The sequence below is a fragment of the Mycobacterium sp. genome (assembly GCF_046330795.1).
In the GTDB taxonomy this organism is placed as follows: domain Bacteria; phylum Actinomycetota; class Actinomycetes; order Mycobacteriales; family Mycobacteriaceae; genus Mycobacterium.
This window is the reverse complement of sequence record NZ_JAXLSA010000003.1, coordinates 330,034-347,230: the sequence shown is the minus strand read 5'-3', so window position 1 is coordinate 347,230 and position 17,197 is coordinate 330,034. Positions and strand designations below refer to the sequence as shown.

Genomic DNA, 17,197 nt, shown 5'->3' with positions numbered 1-17,197 from the left:
TGATGGACGGTTGTTCAAGAAGTGTAATGAGTCTGGACCGTCACCGAGACCGGCTGCGCCGCAAGGCGCTCAACAACCACGTCACCGCCACCGCGAGCGTCCAGCCCAACAGGATGTCGATCACGTAGTGCTCGGCCGAGTACACCAGGGTGAACGCCATCGTCAGCACGTAGGCCACCAGCACCGGTCGCCAGCGACGGCCGATCCGGTTCCACAGGAACAGCGCGATCGCCAGGCTCAGCCCGGCGTGCAGCGACGGGATCGCCGCGACCAGGTTCACACTGGCCTGGCCCTCGTCGAGGAGCGCCCGCGCGGTGTCCAACCTCAACACCCCCCAGCCGCGGGTGGAGATCCGCTCGACCCAGTCGTGCGCGCCGGGCTGGGTGGCGGACATCGCCCCGAGGATGCCGCCGTCGGGTACCTCCCGGGCCGAACGGAACATGCAACTCGGCCCCGCCGGGCCAGTCACGACATCGGCCGCCGTACAGCGTGCCGCGGCCCACGGCGGCGCCGCCGGCACCAGCGCGTAGATCACCAGCGCGGTGAAGGACAGGATCACGAACAGCTGGGCGAACTTCCGCCACTCCTCGCGGTTGCGCAACCACAGCACGCCGGCGATCACGTACGGCACGATGAAGAACGACATGTAGGTGGTGCTGATGACCACCTCCCACCACGGCGGGTTCGGCTGCTTGAGGCGTTCCTGCAGCCAGACCGTCGGCATCACGCCGAAGAACATCCAGCGGTCGGCGTCGGCCTGCCAGTGCCACAGCGTCGGTCGGCCGATGAGGTCGGCGGCGCCACGGGACAGGTCGTACACCACCAGCACCAGCGCGAACGGAAGCCAGTCGCGGATGACGTACAGCACGCGTCGGCGGCCGATGCTGGCGGCCACCAGCCCGGTGCAGATGTAGAGCAGCAGCAGTTCGCGGTTGAACGCGATGCCGGTGGCGGCGATCCGGTAGCCGACGACGACCAACCACGTCGCCACGGCGATTCGGCGCAGGAGGATGAGTCGCCGGTCAGGCGACACCGACGCGTCGCCTTCGGATGCCGCGACGGGTCGTTCCTCGGTCGCGGTCACCCGGCCAGCGTAGTTAGTCATCGCAGCACGGGACGCAAACGGCGCTCCGAGATGGCCGCCGCCGTGGCGATGGCCATGGAGCCCGAAGTCCGGCGTGCCGATGACCCAAGGCACTAGTCGGCAGCACCCGGAGCGCGCAGTGTCGAGTCATCGGCCACGGGAAGGGTCAGCTCATGAAGGCGATGGTTTTTCACGGTCCCCATCGGCGCGCCTGGGAGGACGTCCCCGACGCCGCCCTCCACGATCCGACCGACGCCGTGGTGAGCGTCGACGCCGTCACCATCTGCGGCACCGACCTGCACATCCTCAACGGCGACGTCCCCGAGGTTCAACCGGGCCGGATCCTCGGGCACGAAGCGGTCGGGACGGTCACCGCCGTCGGGTCCGGCGTACGCCGGGTCGCGGTCGGCGACCGGGTCCTGGTGTCGTGCATCAGCGCCTGCGGCAGCTGTCGCTACTGCCGGGCGGGCAGCTACGGACAGTGCCTGGCCGGCGGCGGCTGGATCCTGGGCCACCTCATCGACGGGGTACAGGCCGAACAGGTGCGGGTGCCGTTCGCCGACACCTCCACCCACCCGATCCCGAACGGCGTCTCCGATGAGCAGATGTTGATGCTCGCCGACATCCTGCCGACCTCCTACGAGGTGGGCGTGCTCAACGGGACGGTACGACCGGGCGACGTCGTCGCGATCGTCGGCGCGGGGCCGATCGGCCTGGCCGCGATCCTGACCGCGCGCCTGTTCACGCCCAGCCACCTCGTCGCGATCGACCTGGCCGACGCCCGGCTGGATGCGGCGCGGGAGCTCGGTGCCGACGTGGTGCTCAATCCTCGTCGCGACGACGTCCGCGCGGCGATCGACGGGCTCACCGACGGTCTGGGCGCCGATGTGACGATGGAGGCGGTGGGCACCCCGCAGACCTTCGAACAGGCGGTCGCGCTGGTGCGTCCCGGCGGCCACGTCGCCAACATCGGCGTCCACGGCGCGCCGGCCGAGCTGCATCTCGAAGACATCTGGATCAAGAACCTGACCATCACCACCGGGCTCGTCGACACCTACTCGACGCCGACGTTGATCGAGTTGGTGGCCTCCCGTCAGCTGGACACCTCGTCGATGATCACCCATCGGTTCGCCCTCGACGAGTTCGACGAGGCCTACGACGTCTTCCAGCGGGCGGGTGAGACCGGGGCGCTGAAGGTGCTGCTTACCTCATAACCGCGAGCAGACGCAAAGGTCCCCATTTTCAGGCCCGAAAGTAGCCGTCTGCGTCTGCTCGCCGCAGGAACCGGCGAAGTTATCCACAGCGGCAGCACTGCCGAATACCGCCGAACGACCCTCTACCGCAACGTGTTCGCATGCACCTCGACACCGTGTTCACCCGTGACGGTTTGGCCACCCGGGCCGATTTGTTGGCAGTCATGAACCCCAAGACGCTCACCCGCCACGTCCACGCCGGACGGATCGTGCGCGTGTGGCAGGGCGTGTACGCCCCGGCCGAGCCCGACCTACGCACCCGGCTCACCGGGCTGGAACTGATGACGGGCCGTCGCATAGTGGGCTGCATGCACACCGCGGCCGAACTGTACGGCTTCGCGACAACGGACACCGAGCGCGTGCACATTCTCGATCCCGGCGTCAGAATGCGTCCATCGTCGAAACTCGTTGTACACCAACGATTCGGAGCACCCTTGCAGCCTTTCGAGGGTCAACTGCTGACGGCGCCGGCCTGGACCGCGGTCGAGGTGGCCCGCAATCAACGACGGGGTTGTGCGTTGGCGACCTTGGACGCCGTGCTGCGTACGGGCCGGGCCGATGACGCCGCACTGCAGTCCGCCGTGACCGAGCAGTGGGGCCGCCGCGGCATCGTGCAGGTACGCGAGCTGTTGTCGCTGGCAGACCCACGGGCTGAGTCGGCGATGGAAAGCCAAGCCCGATTGGTGATGATCGACGGCGGGCTGCCTGTGCCCGAACTGCAATACGAAATCATCGACCGGTACGGGAAGCTCTGGCGGGCGGACTTCGCCTGGCCGGAGTACAAAGTAATCGCCGAATACGAGAGCATCGCCTTCCATTCCGGCCCCGAGGAGATGCTGCGCGACAGACACCGGGTCGCGCGACTGCAGGAATGCGGTTGGATCGTCATCCCGATCGTGGTCGGCGACCTGTTCAGCGGTCGGCCAATGCTGTTGTCCCGTCTCAGATTCCACCTGTTCGGCAGCGCCCGGACGGGCTGATCTCCATGCGCGAGCAGACGTAAAGGCCCCCATTTCCCGAAGGAAATGGGGGCCTTTACGTCTGCTCGGCGTAGAAACGCTAGCGGTAGTCGCTGTAGCCGTAATCGTCCAGCGGCACCGCGGCGCCGGTGGCCTGGCCGAAGTCCGGGCTGTAGTACTGATCCTCGTACGACGGGATCGTGTACGCCGCAGCGCGGGCCTCCTCGGTGGGCTGCACCGCGATGTTGCGGTACCGGTTGATGCCCGTACCGGCCGGGATCAGCTTGCCGATGATCACGTTCTCCTTCAGACCCTGCAGCTTGTCGCTGCGGCAGTTGATCGCCGCATCGGTCAGCACACGGGTGGTCTCCTGGAACGACGCCGCCGACAACCACGAATCGGTGGCCAGCGAGGCCTTGGTGATACCCATCAGCACCGGCCGGCCGGCGGCGGGCTCGCCGCCCTCGGCCACCACCCGGCGGTTCTCGGTCTCGAACTCGGCGCGCTCGGTGAGCGAACCGGGCAGGAACTCCGTGGAACCCGAGTCGATGATGGTCACCCGGCGCAGCATCTGCCGGACGATCACCTCGATGTGCTTGTCGTGGATGGACACACCCTGGGCCCGGTAGACCTCCTGGACCTCGTTGACCAGGTGCACCTGCACCTCACGCGGGCCCATGACACGCAGCACCTCGTGCGGATCGGCCGAGCCCTCCATGAGCTGCTGCCCGACCTCGACGTGGTCGCCGTCGGCGAGCAGGCGCTCGCTGCCGTCGTCGTGCTTGAACACGCGCAGCCGCTGGCGCTTGGAGAGCTTGTCGTACACGACCTCTTCGCCGCCGTCATCCGGGACGATGGTGATCTTGTAGAACTTGTCGCTCTCCTCCAGCCGGACCCGGCCGGTGACGTCGGCGATGGGAGCCCGGTTGCGCGGGATACGCGCCTCGAACAGCTCCTGCACACGGGGCAGACCACCGACGATGTCGGCGCCTCCGGTCACACCGCCCTGGTGGAAGGTACGCATGGTCAGCTGCGTGCCGGGCTCACCGATGGACTGCGCGGCCACGATGCCGACCGCCTCACCGATGTCGACCAGCTTGCCGGTGGCCATCGAACGGCCGTAGCACTTGGCACACACGCCGTTGCCGCTGGTGCAGGTCAGCACCGAGCGGACCTTCACCGTGCTGACACCGGCGGCGAGCAGCGCGTCGATCGCCGGATCGCCCAGGTCGTGTCCGCGCTCGACGACAACGTTGCCGTTCTCGTCGACCGCGTCGGCGGCCAGGGTGCGGGCGAACGCCGAGGTCTCGACATGCGGATCGCGGATGAGCGAGCCATCGGCCTGCACCTCGGCCAGCGTGACGGTGACGCCGCGCTCGGTCTGGCAGTCGTCCTCGCGGACGATGACGTCCTGCGACACGTCCACCAGGCGACGGGTCAGGTAGCCCGAGTCAGCGGTACGCAGCGCGGTGTCGGCCAGACCCTTACGCGCGCCGTGGGTGTTGATGAAGTACTCCAGCACCGTCAGGCCCTCGCGGAACGAGGACTTGATCGGCCGCGGGATGAACTCACCCTTCGGGTTGGTCACCAGACCCTTCATGCCGGCCAGGGTGCGCGTCTGGGTGAAGTTACCCGTGGCGCCCGAGTCGACGATCGTGATGATCGGGTTGTCCTCGGGGTAGTGCGCCCGCAGCGCCTCGCCGACCTCTTCGGTGGCCTTCTGCCAGATCTTCACCAGGGCGTCGTTGCGTTCCTGGTGGTTCAGGCCGCCGCGCTGGTACTTCTTCTCGATGCCGTCGGCCTCGGCCTCGTAACGCTCGAGGATCTCCTGCTTCTCCGGCGGCACGATGACGTCGGCCATCGAAACGGTGACACCACTTCGGGTGGCCCAGTAGAACCCGGCGTCCTTGAGCTTGTCGACGGTCTGCGCCACCACGATCATCGGGAAGCGCTCGGCCAGATCGTTGATGATCCGGGCCTGGACCTTCTTGTGCATCTGCTCGTTGACGAACGGATAGCTCAGCGGCAGCAGCTCGTTGAAGAGCACCCGGCCCAGCGTGGTCTCGGCGATCCAGGCATCACCCGGGCGCCAGCCGTCGGCACCGAACAGCTCGGTCTCGAGTTCGGCCGGCGGGCGGAGCTGGGTCAGCCGCACCTTGATCTTGGCGCGGACCGACAGCGCACCACGGTCCTTGGCCATGATGGCCTCGGCCGGGCTGCTGTACACACCGGTCTCCGGGGTGTCCTTGCCCGCGGGGGCGTACTCGCCGGCGGCACCGGGAACCTCGGTGGTCAGGTAGTACAGGCCGGTCACCATGTCCAGACGCGGCATGGCCAACGGCTTGCCCGACGCCGGGGACAGGATGTTGTTCGAGGACAGCATCAGGATGCGCGCCTCGGCCTGCGCCTCGGCGGACAGCGGCAGGTGCACCGCCATCTGGTCGCCGTCGAAGTCGGCGTTGAACGCCTCGCAGACCAGCGGGTGCAGCTGGATCGCCTTGCCCTCCACCAGCATCGGCTCGAAGGCCTGGATACCGAGGCGGTGCAGCGTGGGCGCGCGGTTCAGCAGCACCGGGTGCTCGCCGATGACCTCTTCGAGGACATCCCACACCTGCGGGCGCTGACGCTCCACCATCCGCTTGGCGCTCTTGATGTTCTGCGCGTGGTTCAGGTCCACCAGGCGCTTCATCACGAACGGCTTGAACAGCTCGAGGGCCATCAGCTTGGGCAGGCCGCACTGGTGCAGCTTGAGCTGCGGGCCGACCACGATGACCGAACGGCCGGAGTAGTCGACGCGCTTGCCCAGCAGGTTCTGGCGGAACCGGCCCTGCTTGCCCTTGAGCAGATCGGACAGCGACTTCAGCGGACGGTTGCCCGGCCCGGTGACGGGCCGGCCACGGCGGCCGTTGTCGAACAGCGCGTCCACCGACTCCTGCAGCATCCGCTTCTCGTTGTTGACGATGATCTCGGGCGCGCCGAGATCGATCAGTCGCTTCAACCGGTTGTTGCGGTTGATCACGCGGCGGTACAGGTCGTTCAGGTCGGAGGTGGCGAAGCGGCCACCGTCGAGCTGGACCATGGGGCGCAGTTCCGGCGGGATCACCGGGACGGCGTCGAGCACCATGCCCATCGGCGAGTTGCCGGACTGCTGGAACGCGGCCACGACCTTGAGGCGCTTGAGCGCGCGCAGCTTCTTCTGGCCCTTGCCGTTCTTGATGACGTCGCGCAGCGACTCGGCTTCGGCGTCGATGTCGAAGTTCTGGATCAACTTCTGGATCGACTCGGCGCCCATGGCGCCCTCGAAGTACTCGCCGTAGCGGTCCACCAGCTCGCGGTAGAGGTTCTCGTCGACGATCAGCTGCTTGACCGCCAGCTTGGTGAAGGTGGTCCAGATCTCGTCGAGCCGGTCCAGCTCACGCTGGGCCCGGTCGCGCAGCTGACGCATCTCGCGCTCGCCGCCGTCGCGCACCTTGCGCTTGACGTCGGACTTGGCGCCCTCGTCCTCGAGCTCCTTCATGTCGGCCTCGAGCTTCTGGGCCCGGGCCTCCAGGTCGGCGTCGCGCTGATCCTCGACGGCCTTCTTCTCGACGACCATCTCGGCCTCGAGGGTGGACAGCTCGTTGTGCCGCATCTCGGTGTCGACGCTGGTGATCACGTAGGCGGCGAAGTAGATGATCTTCTCGAGATCCTTCGGGGCCAGGTCCAGCAGGTAGCCGAGCCGGCTCGGCACACCCTTGAAGTACCAGATGTGCGTGACGGGCGCGGCCAGCTCGATGTGGCCCATCCGCTCACGGCGCACCTTGGCGCGGGTCACCTCGACGCCGCAGCGCTCACAGATGATGCCCTTGAAGCGCACGCGCTTGTACTTGCCGCAGTAGCACTCCCAGTCGCGAGTCGGTCCGAAGATCTTCTCGCAGAACAGCCCATCCTTCTCGGGCTTGAGCGTGCGGTAGTTGATGGTCTCCGGCTTCTTGACCTCGCCGTAGGACCAGTTGCGGATGTCGTCCGCGGTGGCCAGGCCGATGCGGAGTTCATCGAAGAAGTTGACGTCTAGCACGTGTAACTCCCGTTCTCCCGCGGGGAACACAGCGGGATAGAAATTTTGGCTTCAGGCAGTGTTGGGCGGAGAACCTCAGGCAAGGTCTTCCACGGACGCGGACTCGTTGCGCGACAGGTTGATCCCCAGGTTCGCCGCAGCGCGCTCCAGGTCCTCGTCGTCGCCGTCGCGCATCTCGATCGCGGCACCGTCGCTGGACAGGACCTCGACGTTGAGGCACAGCGACTGCAGTTCCTTGAGAAGCACCTTGAACGACTCCGGGATGCCCGGCTCGGGGATGTTCTCGCCCTTGACGATGGCCTCGTAGACCTTCACGCGTCCGACGGTGTCGTCGGACTTGATGGTCAACAGCTCCTGCAGCGTGTAGGCGGCGCCGTAGGCCTGCATGGCCCAGCACTCCATCTCGCCGAACCGCTGGCCACCGAACTGCGCCTTACCGCCCAGCGGCTGCTGGGTGATCATCGAGTACGGGCCCGTCGAACGCGCGTGGATCTTGTCGTCGACCAGGTGGTGCAGCTTCAGGATGTACATGTAGCCGACCGTCACCGGGTACGGGAACGGTTCACCACTGCGGCCGTCGAACAGATTCGCCTTACCGTCGCCGTCGACCATGACCTCGCCGTCGCGGTTCGGCAGCGTCGAGCCCAGCAGGCCCTGCAGCTCCTCCTCGCGCGCACCGTCGAACACCGGGGTGCTCACGATGCTGTCCGGCTCCGCCGACTGCATGCCCTCGGGCAGGTTGGCCGCCCACTCGGGTGATCCCTCGATATTCCAGCCGGCCTTGGCCACCCACCCGAGGTGGGTCTCCAGGATCTGGCCGATGTTCATCCGACGGGGCACACCGTGGGTGTTCAGGATGATGTCGACCGGGGTGCCGTCCGGCAGGAACGGCATGTCCTCGACCGGCAGGATCTTGCCGATGACGCCCTTGTTGCCGTGGCGGCCGGCGAGCTTGTCACCGTCGGAGATCTTGCGCTTCTGGGCCACGTAGACGCGGACCAGCTCGTTGACGCCGGCGGGCAGCTCGTCGTCGTCCTCGCGGGAGAACACCCGGATGCCGATGACCTTGCCGGACTCGCCGTGCGGCACCTTCAGCGAGGTGTCGCGGACCTCGCGGGCCTTCTCGCCGAAGATGGCGCGCAGCAGGCGCTCTTCGGGCGTCAGCTCGGTCTCGCCCTTCGGGGTGACCTTGCCGACCAGGATGTCGCCGTCGCGGACCTCGGCGCCGATGCGGACGATGCCGCGTTCGTCGAGATCGGCCAGCACCTCATCGGAGACGTTCGGGATGTCCCGGGTGATCTCCTCGGCGCCCAGCTTGGTGTCGCGGGCGTCGATCTCGTGCTCCTCGATGTGGATGGACGTCAGGACGTCCTCCTCCACCAGGCGCTGCGAGAGGATGATGGCGTCCTCGTAGTTGTGGCCCTCCCACGGCATGACGGCCACGAGCAGGTTCTTGCCCAGCGCCATCTCGCCGTTCTCGGTGCACGGACCGTCGGCGACGACCTGGCCGGCCTCCACCCGCTGACCCGCGTTGACGATCGGGCGCTGGTTGGCGCACGTGCCGTGGTTGGAGCGGGCGAACTTGCGCATCCGGTACGTCTGGCGGGTGCCGTCGTCGGCCATCACCGTCAGGTAGTCGGCACTGACCTCTTCGATGACACCGGCCTTGTCGGCGACGACGACGTCACCGGCATCGATGGCAGCACGCAGCTCCATGCCGGTGCCGACCAGCGGGGCCTCACTGCGCACCAGCGGAACCGCCTGGCGCTGCATGTTGGCACCCATCAGGGCGCGGTTGGCGTCGTCGTGCTCGAGGAACGGGATCATGGCCGTGGCCACCGACACCATCTGGCGCGGCGAGACGTCCATGTAGTCCACCTCGGTGGAGGAGACGTACTCGACCTCGCCGCCCTTACGACGAACCAGCACGCGGTCCTCGGTGAAGTGGCCGGCGTCGTCCAGCGGCGAGTTGGCCTGCGCCACGACGTGGCGGTCCTCCTCGTCGGCGGTCAGGTAGTCGATCTGATCGGTGACGACACCGCCGGACACCTTCCGGTAGGGCGTCTCGATGAAGCCGAACGGGTTGACCCGCGCGTACACCGACAGCGATCCGATCAGGCCGATGTTCGGGCCTTCCGGGGTCTCGATCGGGCACATCCGGCCGTAGTGGCTCGAGTGCACGTCGCGGACCTCGAGGCCGGCGCGCTCACGGGACAGACCGCCGGGGCCCAGCGCCGACAGGCGACGCTTGTGGGTCAGGCCGGACAGCGGGTTGTTCTGGTCCATGAACTGCGACAGCTGGCTGGTGCCGAAGAACTCCTTGATGGCCGCCACGACGGGACGGATGTTGATCAGGGTCTGCGGCGTGATCGCCTCGACGTCCTGGGTGGTCATCCGCTCGCGGACGACGCGCTCCATGCGGGACAGGCCGACCCGGATCTGGTTCTGGATCAGCTCGCCGACGGTGCGCAGCCGACGGTTGCCGAAGTGGTCGATGTCGTCGACCTCGACGGGCACCTCGACGCCGCCGGGGGCGGTCATCGGGGTGGCCTGGCCGGTCTGCGAGTTGAGGTGCAGACGCACCAGGTACTCGATGGTGGCGGCGATGTCCTCCGGGGTCAGCGTGTTGGACCCGCTGCCGACCGGCTTGTCGGTGTTCAGGCCCAGCTTCTTGTTGACCTTGTAGCGGCCCACGCGGGCCAGGTCGTAGCGCTTGTCCTTGAAGAACAGGTTCTCCAGCAGGGTCTGCGCGGACTCCTTGGTCGGGGGCTCGCCCGGGCGCAGCTTGCGGTAGATGTCCAGCAGCGCCTCGTCCTGATTGGAGGTGCTGTCCTTCTCCAGGGTGCCCATCATGATCTCGGAGAAGCCGTACCGCTCGCGGATCTCTTCGCTGGTCCAGCCCAGCGCCTTGAGCAGCACGGTGACCGGCTGGCGGCGCTTGCGGTCGATGCGCACACCGACGGTGTCGCGCTTGTCGATGTCGAACTCCAGCCACGCGCCGCGGCCGGGGATCACCTTGACGCTGTGCAGCGTCTTCTCGGTGGACTTGTCGATGCTCTCGTCGAAATAGACACCCGGCGAGCGGACCAGCTGGCTCACCACGACACGCTCGGTGCCGTTGATGATGAAGGTGCCCTTCTCGGTCATCATCGGGAAGTCACCCATGAACACGGTCTGGCTCTTGATCTCGCCACTCTCGCTGTTCATGAACTCAGCGGTGACGAACAGCGGCGCCGCGTAGGTCTGGTCCTTGTCCTTGCACTCGTCGACGGGCATCTTGACCTCGTCGAAGCGCGGATCGGAGAAGGTCAGCGACAGGTTGCCGGCGAAGTCCTCGATGGGCGACAGCTCGTCGAGCACTTCTTCGAGACCGCCCTTGGGGTCGACCTCGCCGCGCTCGATCGCCCGCTCACGCCACGCCGGCGAGCCGATCAGCCACTCGAACGACTCGGTCTGGACGTCGAGCAGCCCCGGAACCTCGAGGGGTTCGCGGAGCTTGGCGAAGGAAATGCGATCGGGCGCCCCGGGAACGGAGCTCGTTCGAGAAGAAGTAGAAGCGGAACTTGTCTGGCGGGAGACTGCCAAGATGCGTCCTTCCAGCACCTCACGCGACCTTCGGCACCGGCGGTGAGCCGGGCGTGGAGCCGCTTAATCTGCGTCGGTTCGGCTGGATGGCAACCGGACCACGGCACGCAACGAGATGACTGAGCAGAACTCAGGCCAGTGCAGGTCGGAACGGTGAGTGGGCAGGAGGCAGCCAGCGCAACGTCCAACGATAGCGCACGGTCGGATATTTCACCAACCGGGCATTCCTCAAATGCCGTGCATACAGCATCCGGGTGGATCGAGCGACGGACGCGCTGGCTGGCTGGCCACCTCTACGCCACCGTTACTCCTGGACCACACGAACATGCTGCCCAACAGATTGACGGCTCCGGCGCGTTCCGTCAAGTGTTCACGCCGGTCCTGATGTCGTTGATCCGAGCTCCCCTCATACCGACGTCGCGACCGAGGATTCCGTGCCCAGTGCCAATTCCTGCGCAAGGCGGATAACGAAGAGGTAGGCGCTCTTCAGCAGCGCATCGAGGATCCAGAGCGATCCCGCCGAACCCGGCAGTGGCAACGCAGTGGCCGTTCCGTGCGCCGTGGAGATGGTGAACGTCTGACCGGGGGTGCCGTAGTCGGTGGCGCCGGTGAACATCTTGTTCACATATGTCGACGCCAGGGACTGGATGGCATCGACATTCTGCGGGAGCGAGAACTCCAGGAGCGACAGGACGAAGATGCCGACGAACGCGTTGCCGCTCTGCATGCTGTCCATGTGCCGGCCCCAGCTCAATTCGACGCCGTTGAACTGACCTGGCCTGGCCTGGGACAACGCCAGCGTGGTGTCGCCGTACAGGTTCCAGCCGTAGGACAGCCCGGCGATCTGCATGATCGGCAGGTCGGCCGGCAGCGACGAGATCAGTTCGGTGGCGGTCACGGTGCCCATCGCCACCCCGTCGAACATCAGGATCCCGGCCAGGTTGCTCATAGCGGCGGCATCCAGATGATTGGCCACGCCGAGAGCGAAACCACCGCCGGCGGAATGACCGGCGAGGACGAACTCGGTGGGTAGCACGACAGTGTGCCCGGCCGCGGCGGTGGCACTCCGCGTCAACTCGGTCCGGTTGCCCTCGAGCAGCTTGGCGAACGCACGCTGCAGCGCGTCACCGCCGATCCAGGCACCGTCGGCGTCCAGGAAGTTCGAACTCAGCGACAGGGTGACGACGATGCTGTGGGTGTTCTGCGCCAGGGTCGCGGCGGTGTAGCTGTACATCGGAGCACTGGCCAGGAAGCCGTGCTGAAGGACGATCAGTCGGTCGGGGTTGGCGTCGGCGGGGAAATACCAGTAGGCCGGGACCGTGGTTCCGCCGGCCACGTCGATCGTCAGCGACGACTGACGGACGTTGACGGTGCTGCCGGCGGGCAACGACGGGAATCCCTCGAACAGCCGCAGGACAGCGGTCCACATCCCGAACACCAGTGAACCGAGCAGACTGACCAGATTCGGGCTGCTGGCGACCGACGTCAGATCGCTGGTGGCCGCTGTCATCACCAGCGTCGCCGCGGCCGGAGCCGCCTCGGCGGCATCCGTGTCGGACTGCTCGGCCGTCGCGGCCAGCGCGGCAACCGTCTCGGCCACCAGCTCGGCCGTCGGGGCCGAGGTCTCGGTCTTCTCGTCTGCGCTGGTGTCGTCCGCGGCGGCGGCTTCGGGTTCCGCGCTGGCCGTCGGCGATGCCGCCACCTCGGCGGACTGCGTGGCCGATGGGTCGGTCCGCGCCTCGGGGGCGACGCCGGCTCCGGTCTCGACCACGACGCCGGTCTCGGCCTCGGCGGCCGCCTCGGTGGTCGGGCTGGCCGTCTCGGTGGCGGTCTCGGTCTCCGTCTCGGTGGCCGTTTCGGTGGGGGCGGCGGTTTCGGTGGCGCCGACGGTGGCGCTCGCGGCCGCTGCCTCCGACGCGGTGCCCCCGGTACTCGGCTCGGTCGCGCTGTCGGTGTCGTCGTCCTCACCGACACCGCCCGACGTGTCGTCGGTGTCGGCCGCCGTGTCGGTCTTGTCACCAGTTGAGGCCGTGGCAGCCCCGGCGGTACCCGTGGGAGCCCCGGCCGAACCCGTCGCATCGGCCTTGGTCCCGGCGGTAGCGCCACTGGACGTGTTCTGGTCGACCGCGGCGGTGCCTCCGCTGTCGCCTTCGGTCCCGGTGGTCGCCATCGCGATGGGCGCCACGGCAAGCACGAGGCCCACCCCTGCGCTGACGACGCCCACGGGGAGCCAGGATTTTTGCTGCTTGGTCACTGCCACGTCGAACTCCTGCTGATCTGAACTGCGCCAAGAGATGTGCGCGAACGCGCGAATGGGGAAAGGAAGACGGATTCAGGTGGGCCGCACCAACCGGCGGCAGCGCCGAAGCGCACACAGCAGGTGGTGGATTCCAGCTCCCGAGCGGAGGGGACTCGTCAACCGTCGCCCGGGAAAAATGGGCAATCAGGTTACGGCGCAGGGCGATTCGACACCCGGAGAACATCCGGTACCGACAAATGAACCACGATGGCGACCATCAACAGCCAAACCCGACATTTGGCACCCTTCTGCACTGACCCCCGCCGTGTTGAAGATAACTCAGCAAATTGCAAAAAGTACGCGGTTCGCTGAATTAGGCGAGGCTCTCACGCTTTGCTAGGATGCGCAACCCGTGGCAAAGATCCCACTTCCACAAATCACCGCGTATCGACGACGGGGACAGCAGAAGTAGCCGGCGCCACCGGCACCGGCAGAGAAGTGGCCGATCAGCCGTTGTCGCGGCTCGGCGAAGCGGTATCGGTGGCGAACTGGTGCACCGGGAACCTATGGGTGCCGTCGAGTTCGTCCCGGATGGCTTCCTGCGCGGCCGGGGGCAGGGTGTGCAGGATCTCGCGCACCCGCTGCTGACGACGGCCGACCGCCTGACGCTCGGGCATACCCGGCGTCGGCGTCAACTGCGGTGGCACGCCCTCGATCTCGTCGACGCCACCGTCATGATGACCGGCGTCGAGCATGGCCTGCTCCTCGGCCATCTGCGACTCGTCCTTCTCCTCGGACATGCCGATGGGGCCGATCCGGCGGCCGTTGAGGAACTGCTTGACGACGGGCTCCTCGCTGGTCAGCAGGACCTCACGCGGCCCGAACATCACCAGGTGCTTGCGGAACAGCATGCCCATGTTGTCCGGCACGGTGCGGGCGATGTTGATGTTGTGCGTCACGATCAGGACGGTCGCGTCGATCTGCGCGTTGATGTCGATCAGCAGCTGCGACAGGTAGGCGGTACGAACCGGGTCCAGACCGGAGTCCGGCTCGTCGCAGAGAATGATCTGCGGGTCCAGCACCAGCGAGCGCGCCAGCCCGGCGCGCTTCTTCATACCGCCGGAGATCTCACCGGGGAACTTGTTCTCGTCGCCGGCCAGACCCACCAGGTCCAGCTTTTCCATCACGACCTGGCGGATCTCGGATTCCTTCTTCTTCGTGTGCTCACGAAGCGGGAATGCGGTGTTGTCGTAGATGTTCATCGAGCCGAACAGCGCGCCGTCCTGGAACATCACGCCGAACAGCGTGCGGATCTCGTAGAGCTCCTTGGCCGAGCACTGGATGATGTCGGTGCCGTCGACGATGATCTTGCCGCGCTCCGGGCGCAGCAGACCGATCAGGGACTTCAGGAACACCGACTTACCGGTACCCGACGGCCCCAGGAGCACGCTGACCTCACCGGACGGAATATCCATCGTGACGTCTTCCCAGATTCGCTGGGACCCGAAGGACTTGGTCAGCCCCTCCACCTGGATGCCAATACCCACGCGAATTCCTTCCGATGATCAGCGACGATCGCCCAGCTCGACCTGTGGCTTGAGTCACTGTAGCGCACGGCGAAATCCGGCACTGAGTTTGTCACTACCTGGGACACCAGTTGCCGTGGAACCCCATCGGAATGCGCTGCGGCAGCTGCACCGTGGCACGGGTCTCCAGCGTCGGCGCATCGAGGATCAGCAGCTGGCCGCGGTCCGTCTCGCGGTCCAGCCCAAATCCGAGCAGGACTCCGTCGTCCTCGCCCCGGGGATCGGGGTCGGCGACGAAGACCATCTCGCCGACCCACAGCCGGTCCGGCAGCGCTGCACTCTGCGCCGCACCGGTGTTGTAGTCGTGCTTGTACACGGCGGTGCGCAGTTCCTTGCCGCCGCCGAACCCGCCGTCGAGGCCCACGGTGTAGCCGAACCGGTGCCGCGTGCCCGTGAGCGCCTCGTTGATCCGCGGGAATTCCTGACCCCGGTCGTCGCGTGTCTCGGTATGCACCGAGCCCGCGGTGAGGTCGATCTCCCAGCGGTCCAGCGTCGCGTTGCTCTCCCCCGGCCCGCGCCGATCCTGGTCGAACATCCGGTCGTGCCGGATCACGTCGAGGATCAGCATCTCGTGCCCGGCGCGGTCCTCGGTGTAGGCGTTGAGCGGGTGGAACACGTAGCACGGCTCGATCTGGAACCACCGGACCGGGGGTTGACCGCCGTCCTCGACGGCGCTGCGCGACATGACCCCGATCCGGGCCGGATACTTCTCGTTCCAGGAGAACGGCATCCGCGCCGGACGGCGGGTCTCGGCGTTCATCCGGGTGGTCAGCGCATCGGGCACCCGGACCCTGCCGACCAGTGCCTGCAGGGCCAGTCGGACGGGCGCCTGCAGCCATTTGGGGGCGACGCCGGGAGCCATCTCGGCAGCGTCGAAGGTGACCGGCAGGTCGTAGATGACGACGTAGTCGTCGGTCAGCGAGAAATCGTGCATCATCGGCGAGCCGGCCACCTCGACGTCGACCGTGCGGCGCGCGCGGCCGGTGGTGTCGATGATGGAGTACTGGACGGTGTGGCCACGCGCCGCCGAGTAGGAAACCGCGTGCAGCTCACCGGTTCTCGGGTCTCGGTGCGGGTGTGCGGTGTAGCCGCCGAACAGCGTGCCGCCGAAGTCGCAGGTGCCCAGCGTGTCGAGGTCCTCGGTCAGCCGGTACTGCGCGCCACCGCCCTCGACCAGCGCCAGCGTCTGCCCGGCGTGGGTCAGCACATTGGTGTTGGGTCCGACGCCCAACATGCCGGCCCGGGGATCCAGCCCGGGCACCGGTCGTTCGCCCAGCACCCGCGACACCGCCGGGGTGCGCACCAGCCGGTTGCGGTACCACTGCGCCTTGCCGTCGCGCAGTGCCAGGCCGTGCACCATGGCGTCGCCGAGGAACCAGTGCTGGATCGCGGGGTTCACCTTGCCCACCGGGTTGGAGCCGTTGCGCAGGTACCGGCCGTCGAGGTGGTCGGGGATGGAGCCGGTGACCTCGAGGTCGGCCGCCTCGACGGTGATCTCGGTGTCCACCGGCGCCAGGTAACCCTCCAGGTAGGGGTTTTCGACGACGTCGGGGCGGTTCTCGATCGTGGTCATGGGATCCCTTCATAACATTGTTATTCGGGTGCTCTCCAGACCGTACGCCCGGAGTGCGACCATGGCAACGACGGATTCAAGGACGGCGGTCGGACTCCAGGACGGCGATGGACTCGAGAACTGCAATGGCGGCGACGGGGCCGGACCCCCGCGCGGAAATGCTGCGCGCCGCCGTCGGCCTGCTCGACGACCACGGCCCGGACGCCCTGCAGGTCAGAAAGGTGGCCGCGGCGGCAGGGACCTCGACGATGATGGTCTACACGCACTTCGGCGGCATGCGGGGACTGATCGCCGAGGTCGCCGAAGAGGGCCGGCGCCAGTTCGACGCCGCGATCACCGTCGGCGAGACCGATGATCCGGTCGCCGACCTGATCACCTGCGGAACCGCCTACCGGCGGTTCGCGATCAGGCGGCCGCACCTGTACCGGCTGATGTTCGGCAGCACCAGCGCCCACGGGATCGACGCCCCGGCCCGCAACGTGCTGACCGCCTCGGCCGGGGACATCGAGGCGCACTACGCGGCATTCGCGAAGCTGACGGCGGTGGTGCACCGCTGCATGACGGCGGGACGGATCACCGCCGCGGCGGCCGACGATCACGCGGCGGTGGTGTCGACCTCGGCGCAGTTCTGGAGCACGATCCACGGTTACGTCATGCTCGAACTCGCCGGGTACTACGGCGACGCCGTCGATGGCGGCGCGCTGATCTCGGTGCTCGGCCGGCTCCTGGCGAATCTTCTGGTGGCCATGGGTGATTCACCGGAGCGGCTGGCCGCCTCGATGGTGGCGGCGGGCTGGGGCTGACCCGGAGAAACGAAGGAGCCCCCGGACGTCCGGGGGCTCCTTGCGGTAGAGCTGTGAA

At 67.1% G+C, this 17,197-nt stretch carries 9 protein-coding genes; 3 read left to right on the top strand and 6 right to left on the bottom strand.

The features are described 5' to 3' along the window. Positions 1-40: 40 nt before the first annotated feature. Entirely contained in the window at positions 41-1,084 is a 1,044-nt protein-coding gene (locus U0R18_RS13080; protein WP_526368941.1) for a phosphatase PAP2 family protein, read from the bottom strand. Positions 1,085-1,257: 173 nt separating this feature from the next. Between U0R18_RS13080 and U0R18_RS13075 the strand changes: the two genes are divergently transcribed. Continuing rightward, the gene (locus tag U0R18_RS13075; protein WP_526368939.1) at positions 1,258-2,298 is read left to right on the top strand and encodes a zinc-dependent alcohol dehydrogenase family protein; all 1,041 of its coding nucleotides are present in this window, start codon (positions 1,258-1,260) and stop codon (positions 2,296-2,298) included. A 140-nt stretch (positions 2,299-2,438) separates the two neighbouring features. Further along, complete coding sequence (locus tag U0R18_RS13070; protein WP_526368937.1) at positions 2,439-3,317, top strand: type IV toxin-antitoxin system AbiEi family antitoxin; 879 nt, start codon at positions 2,439-2,441, stop codon at positions 3,315-3,317. 79 nt (positions 3,318-3,396) lie between these two features. Here U0R18_RS13070 and U0R18_RS13065 read toward each other — a convergent pair whose 3' ends face one another. From U0R18_RS13065 to U0R18_RS13045, 5 genes are all read right to left on the bottom strand, one after another. Further along, entirely contained in the window at positions 3,397-7,353 is a 3,957-nt protein-coding gene (locus U0R18_RS13065; RefSeq protein ID WP_526368935.1) for a DNA-directed RNA polymerase subunit beta', read from the bottom strand. 75 nt (positions 7,354-7,428) lie between these two features. Continuing rightward, positions 7,429-10,938, bottom strand: a complete 3,510-nt coding sequence (rpoB, locus tag U0R18_RS13060; RefSeq protein ID WP_526368933.1) for a DNA-directed RNA polymerase subunit beta — start codon at positions 10,936-10,938, stop codon at positions 7,429-7,431. A gap of 406 nt (positions 10,939-11,344) precedes the next feature. After that, positions 11,345-13,198, bottom strand: a complete 1,854-nt coding sequence (locus U0R18_RS13055; RefSeq protein ID WP_526368931.1) for an alpha/beta hydrolase family protein — start codon at positions 13,196-13,198, stop codon at positions 11,345-11,347. 485 nt (positions 13,199-13,683) lie between these two features. Beyond that, positions 13,684-14,724 (bottom strand): ABC transporter ATP-binding protein, encoded by a 1,041-nt coding sequence (locus tag U0R18_RS13050; protein WP_526368929.1) that lies wholly within the window; start codon positions 14,722-14,724, stop codon positions 13,684-13,686. A gap of 94 nt (positions 14,725-14,818) precedes the next feature. Next, entirely contained in the window at positions 14,819-16,336 is a 1,518-nt protein-coding gene (locus tag U0R18_RS13045; protein WP_526368927.1) for a carotenoid oxygenase family protein, read from the bottom strand. Between the two features lie 107 nt (positions 16,337-16,443). Between U0R18_RS13045 and U0R18_RS13040 the strand changes: the two genes are divergently transcribed. Beyond that, entirely contained in the window at positions 16,444-17,139 is a 696-nt protein-coding gene (locus U0R18_RS13040) for a TetR/AcrR family transcriptional regulator (RefSeq protein ID WP_526368925.1), read from the top strand. Positions 17,140-17,197: the final 58 nt, after the last annotated feature.

Bases quoted from the DNA above. Each gene is read 5' to 3' on its own strand.
- U0R18_RS13045 (WP_526368927.1), bottom strand. From the start codon at position 16,336: ATGACCACGATCGAGAACCGCCCCGACGTCGTCGAAAACCCCTACCTG.
- U0R18_RS13075 (WP_526368939.1), top strand. From the start codon at position 1,258: ATGAAGGCGATGGTTTTTCACGGTCCCCATCGGCGCGCCTGGGAGGAC.
- U0R18_RS13070 (WP_526368937.1), top strand. From the start codon at position 2,439: ATGCACCTCGACACCGTGTTCACCCGTGACGGTTTGGCCACCCGGGCC.
- U0R18_RS13040 (WP_526368925.1), top strand. From the start codon at position 16,444: ATGGACTCGAGAACTGCAATGGCGGCGACGGGGCCGGACCCCCGCGCG.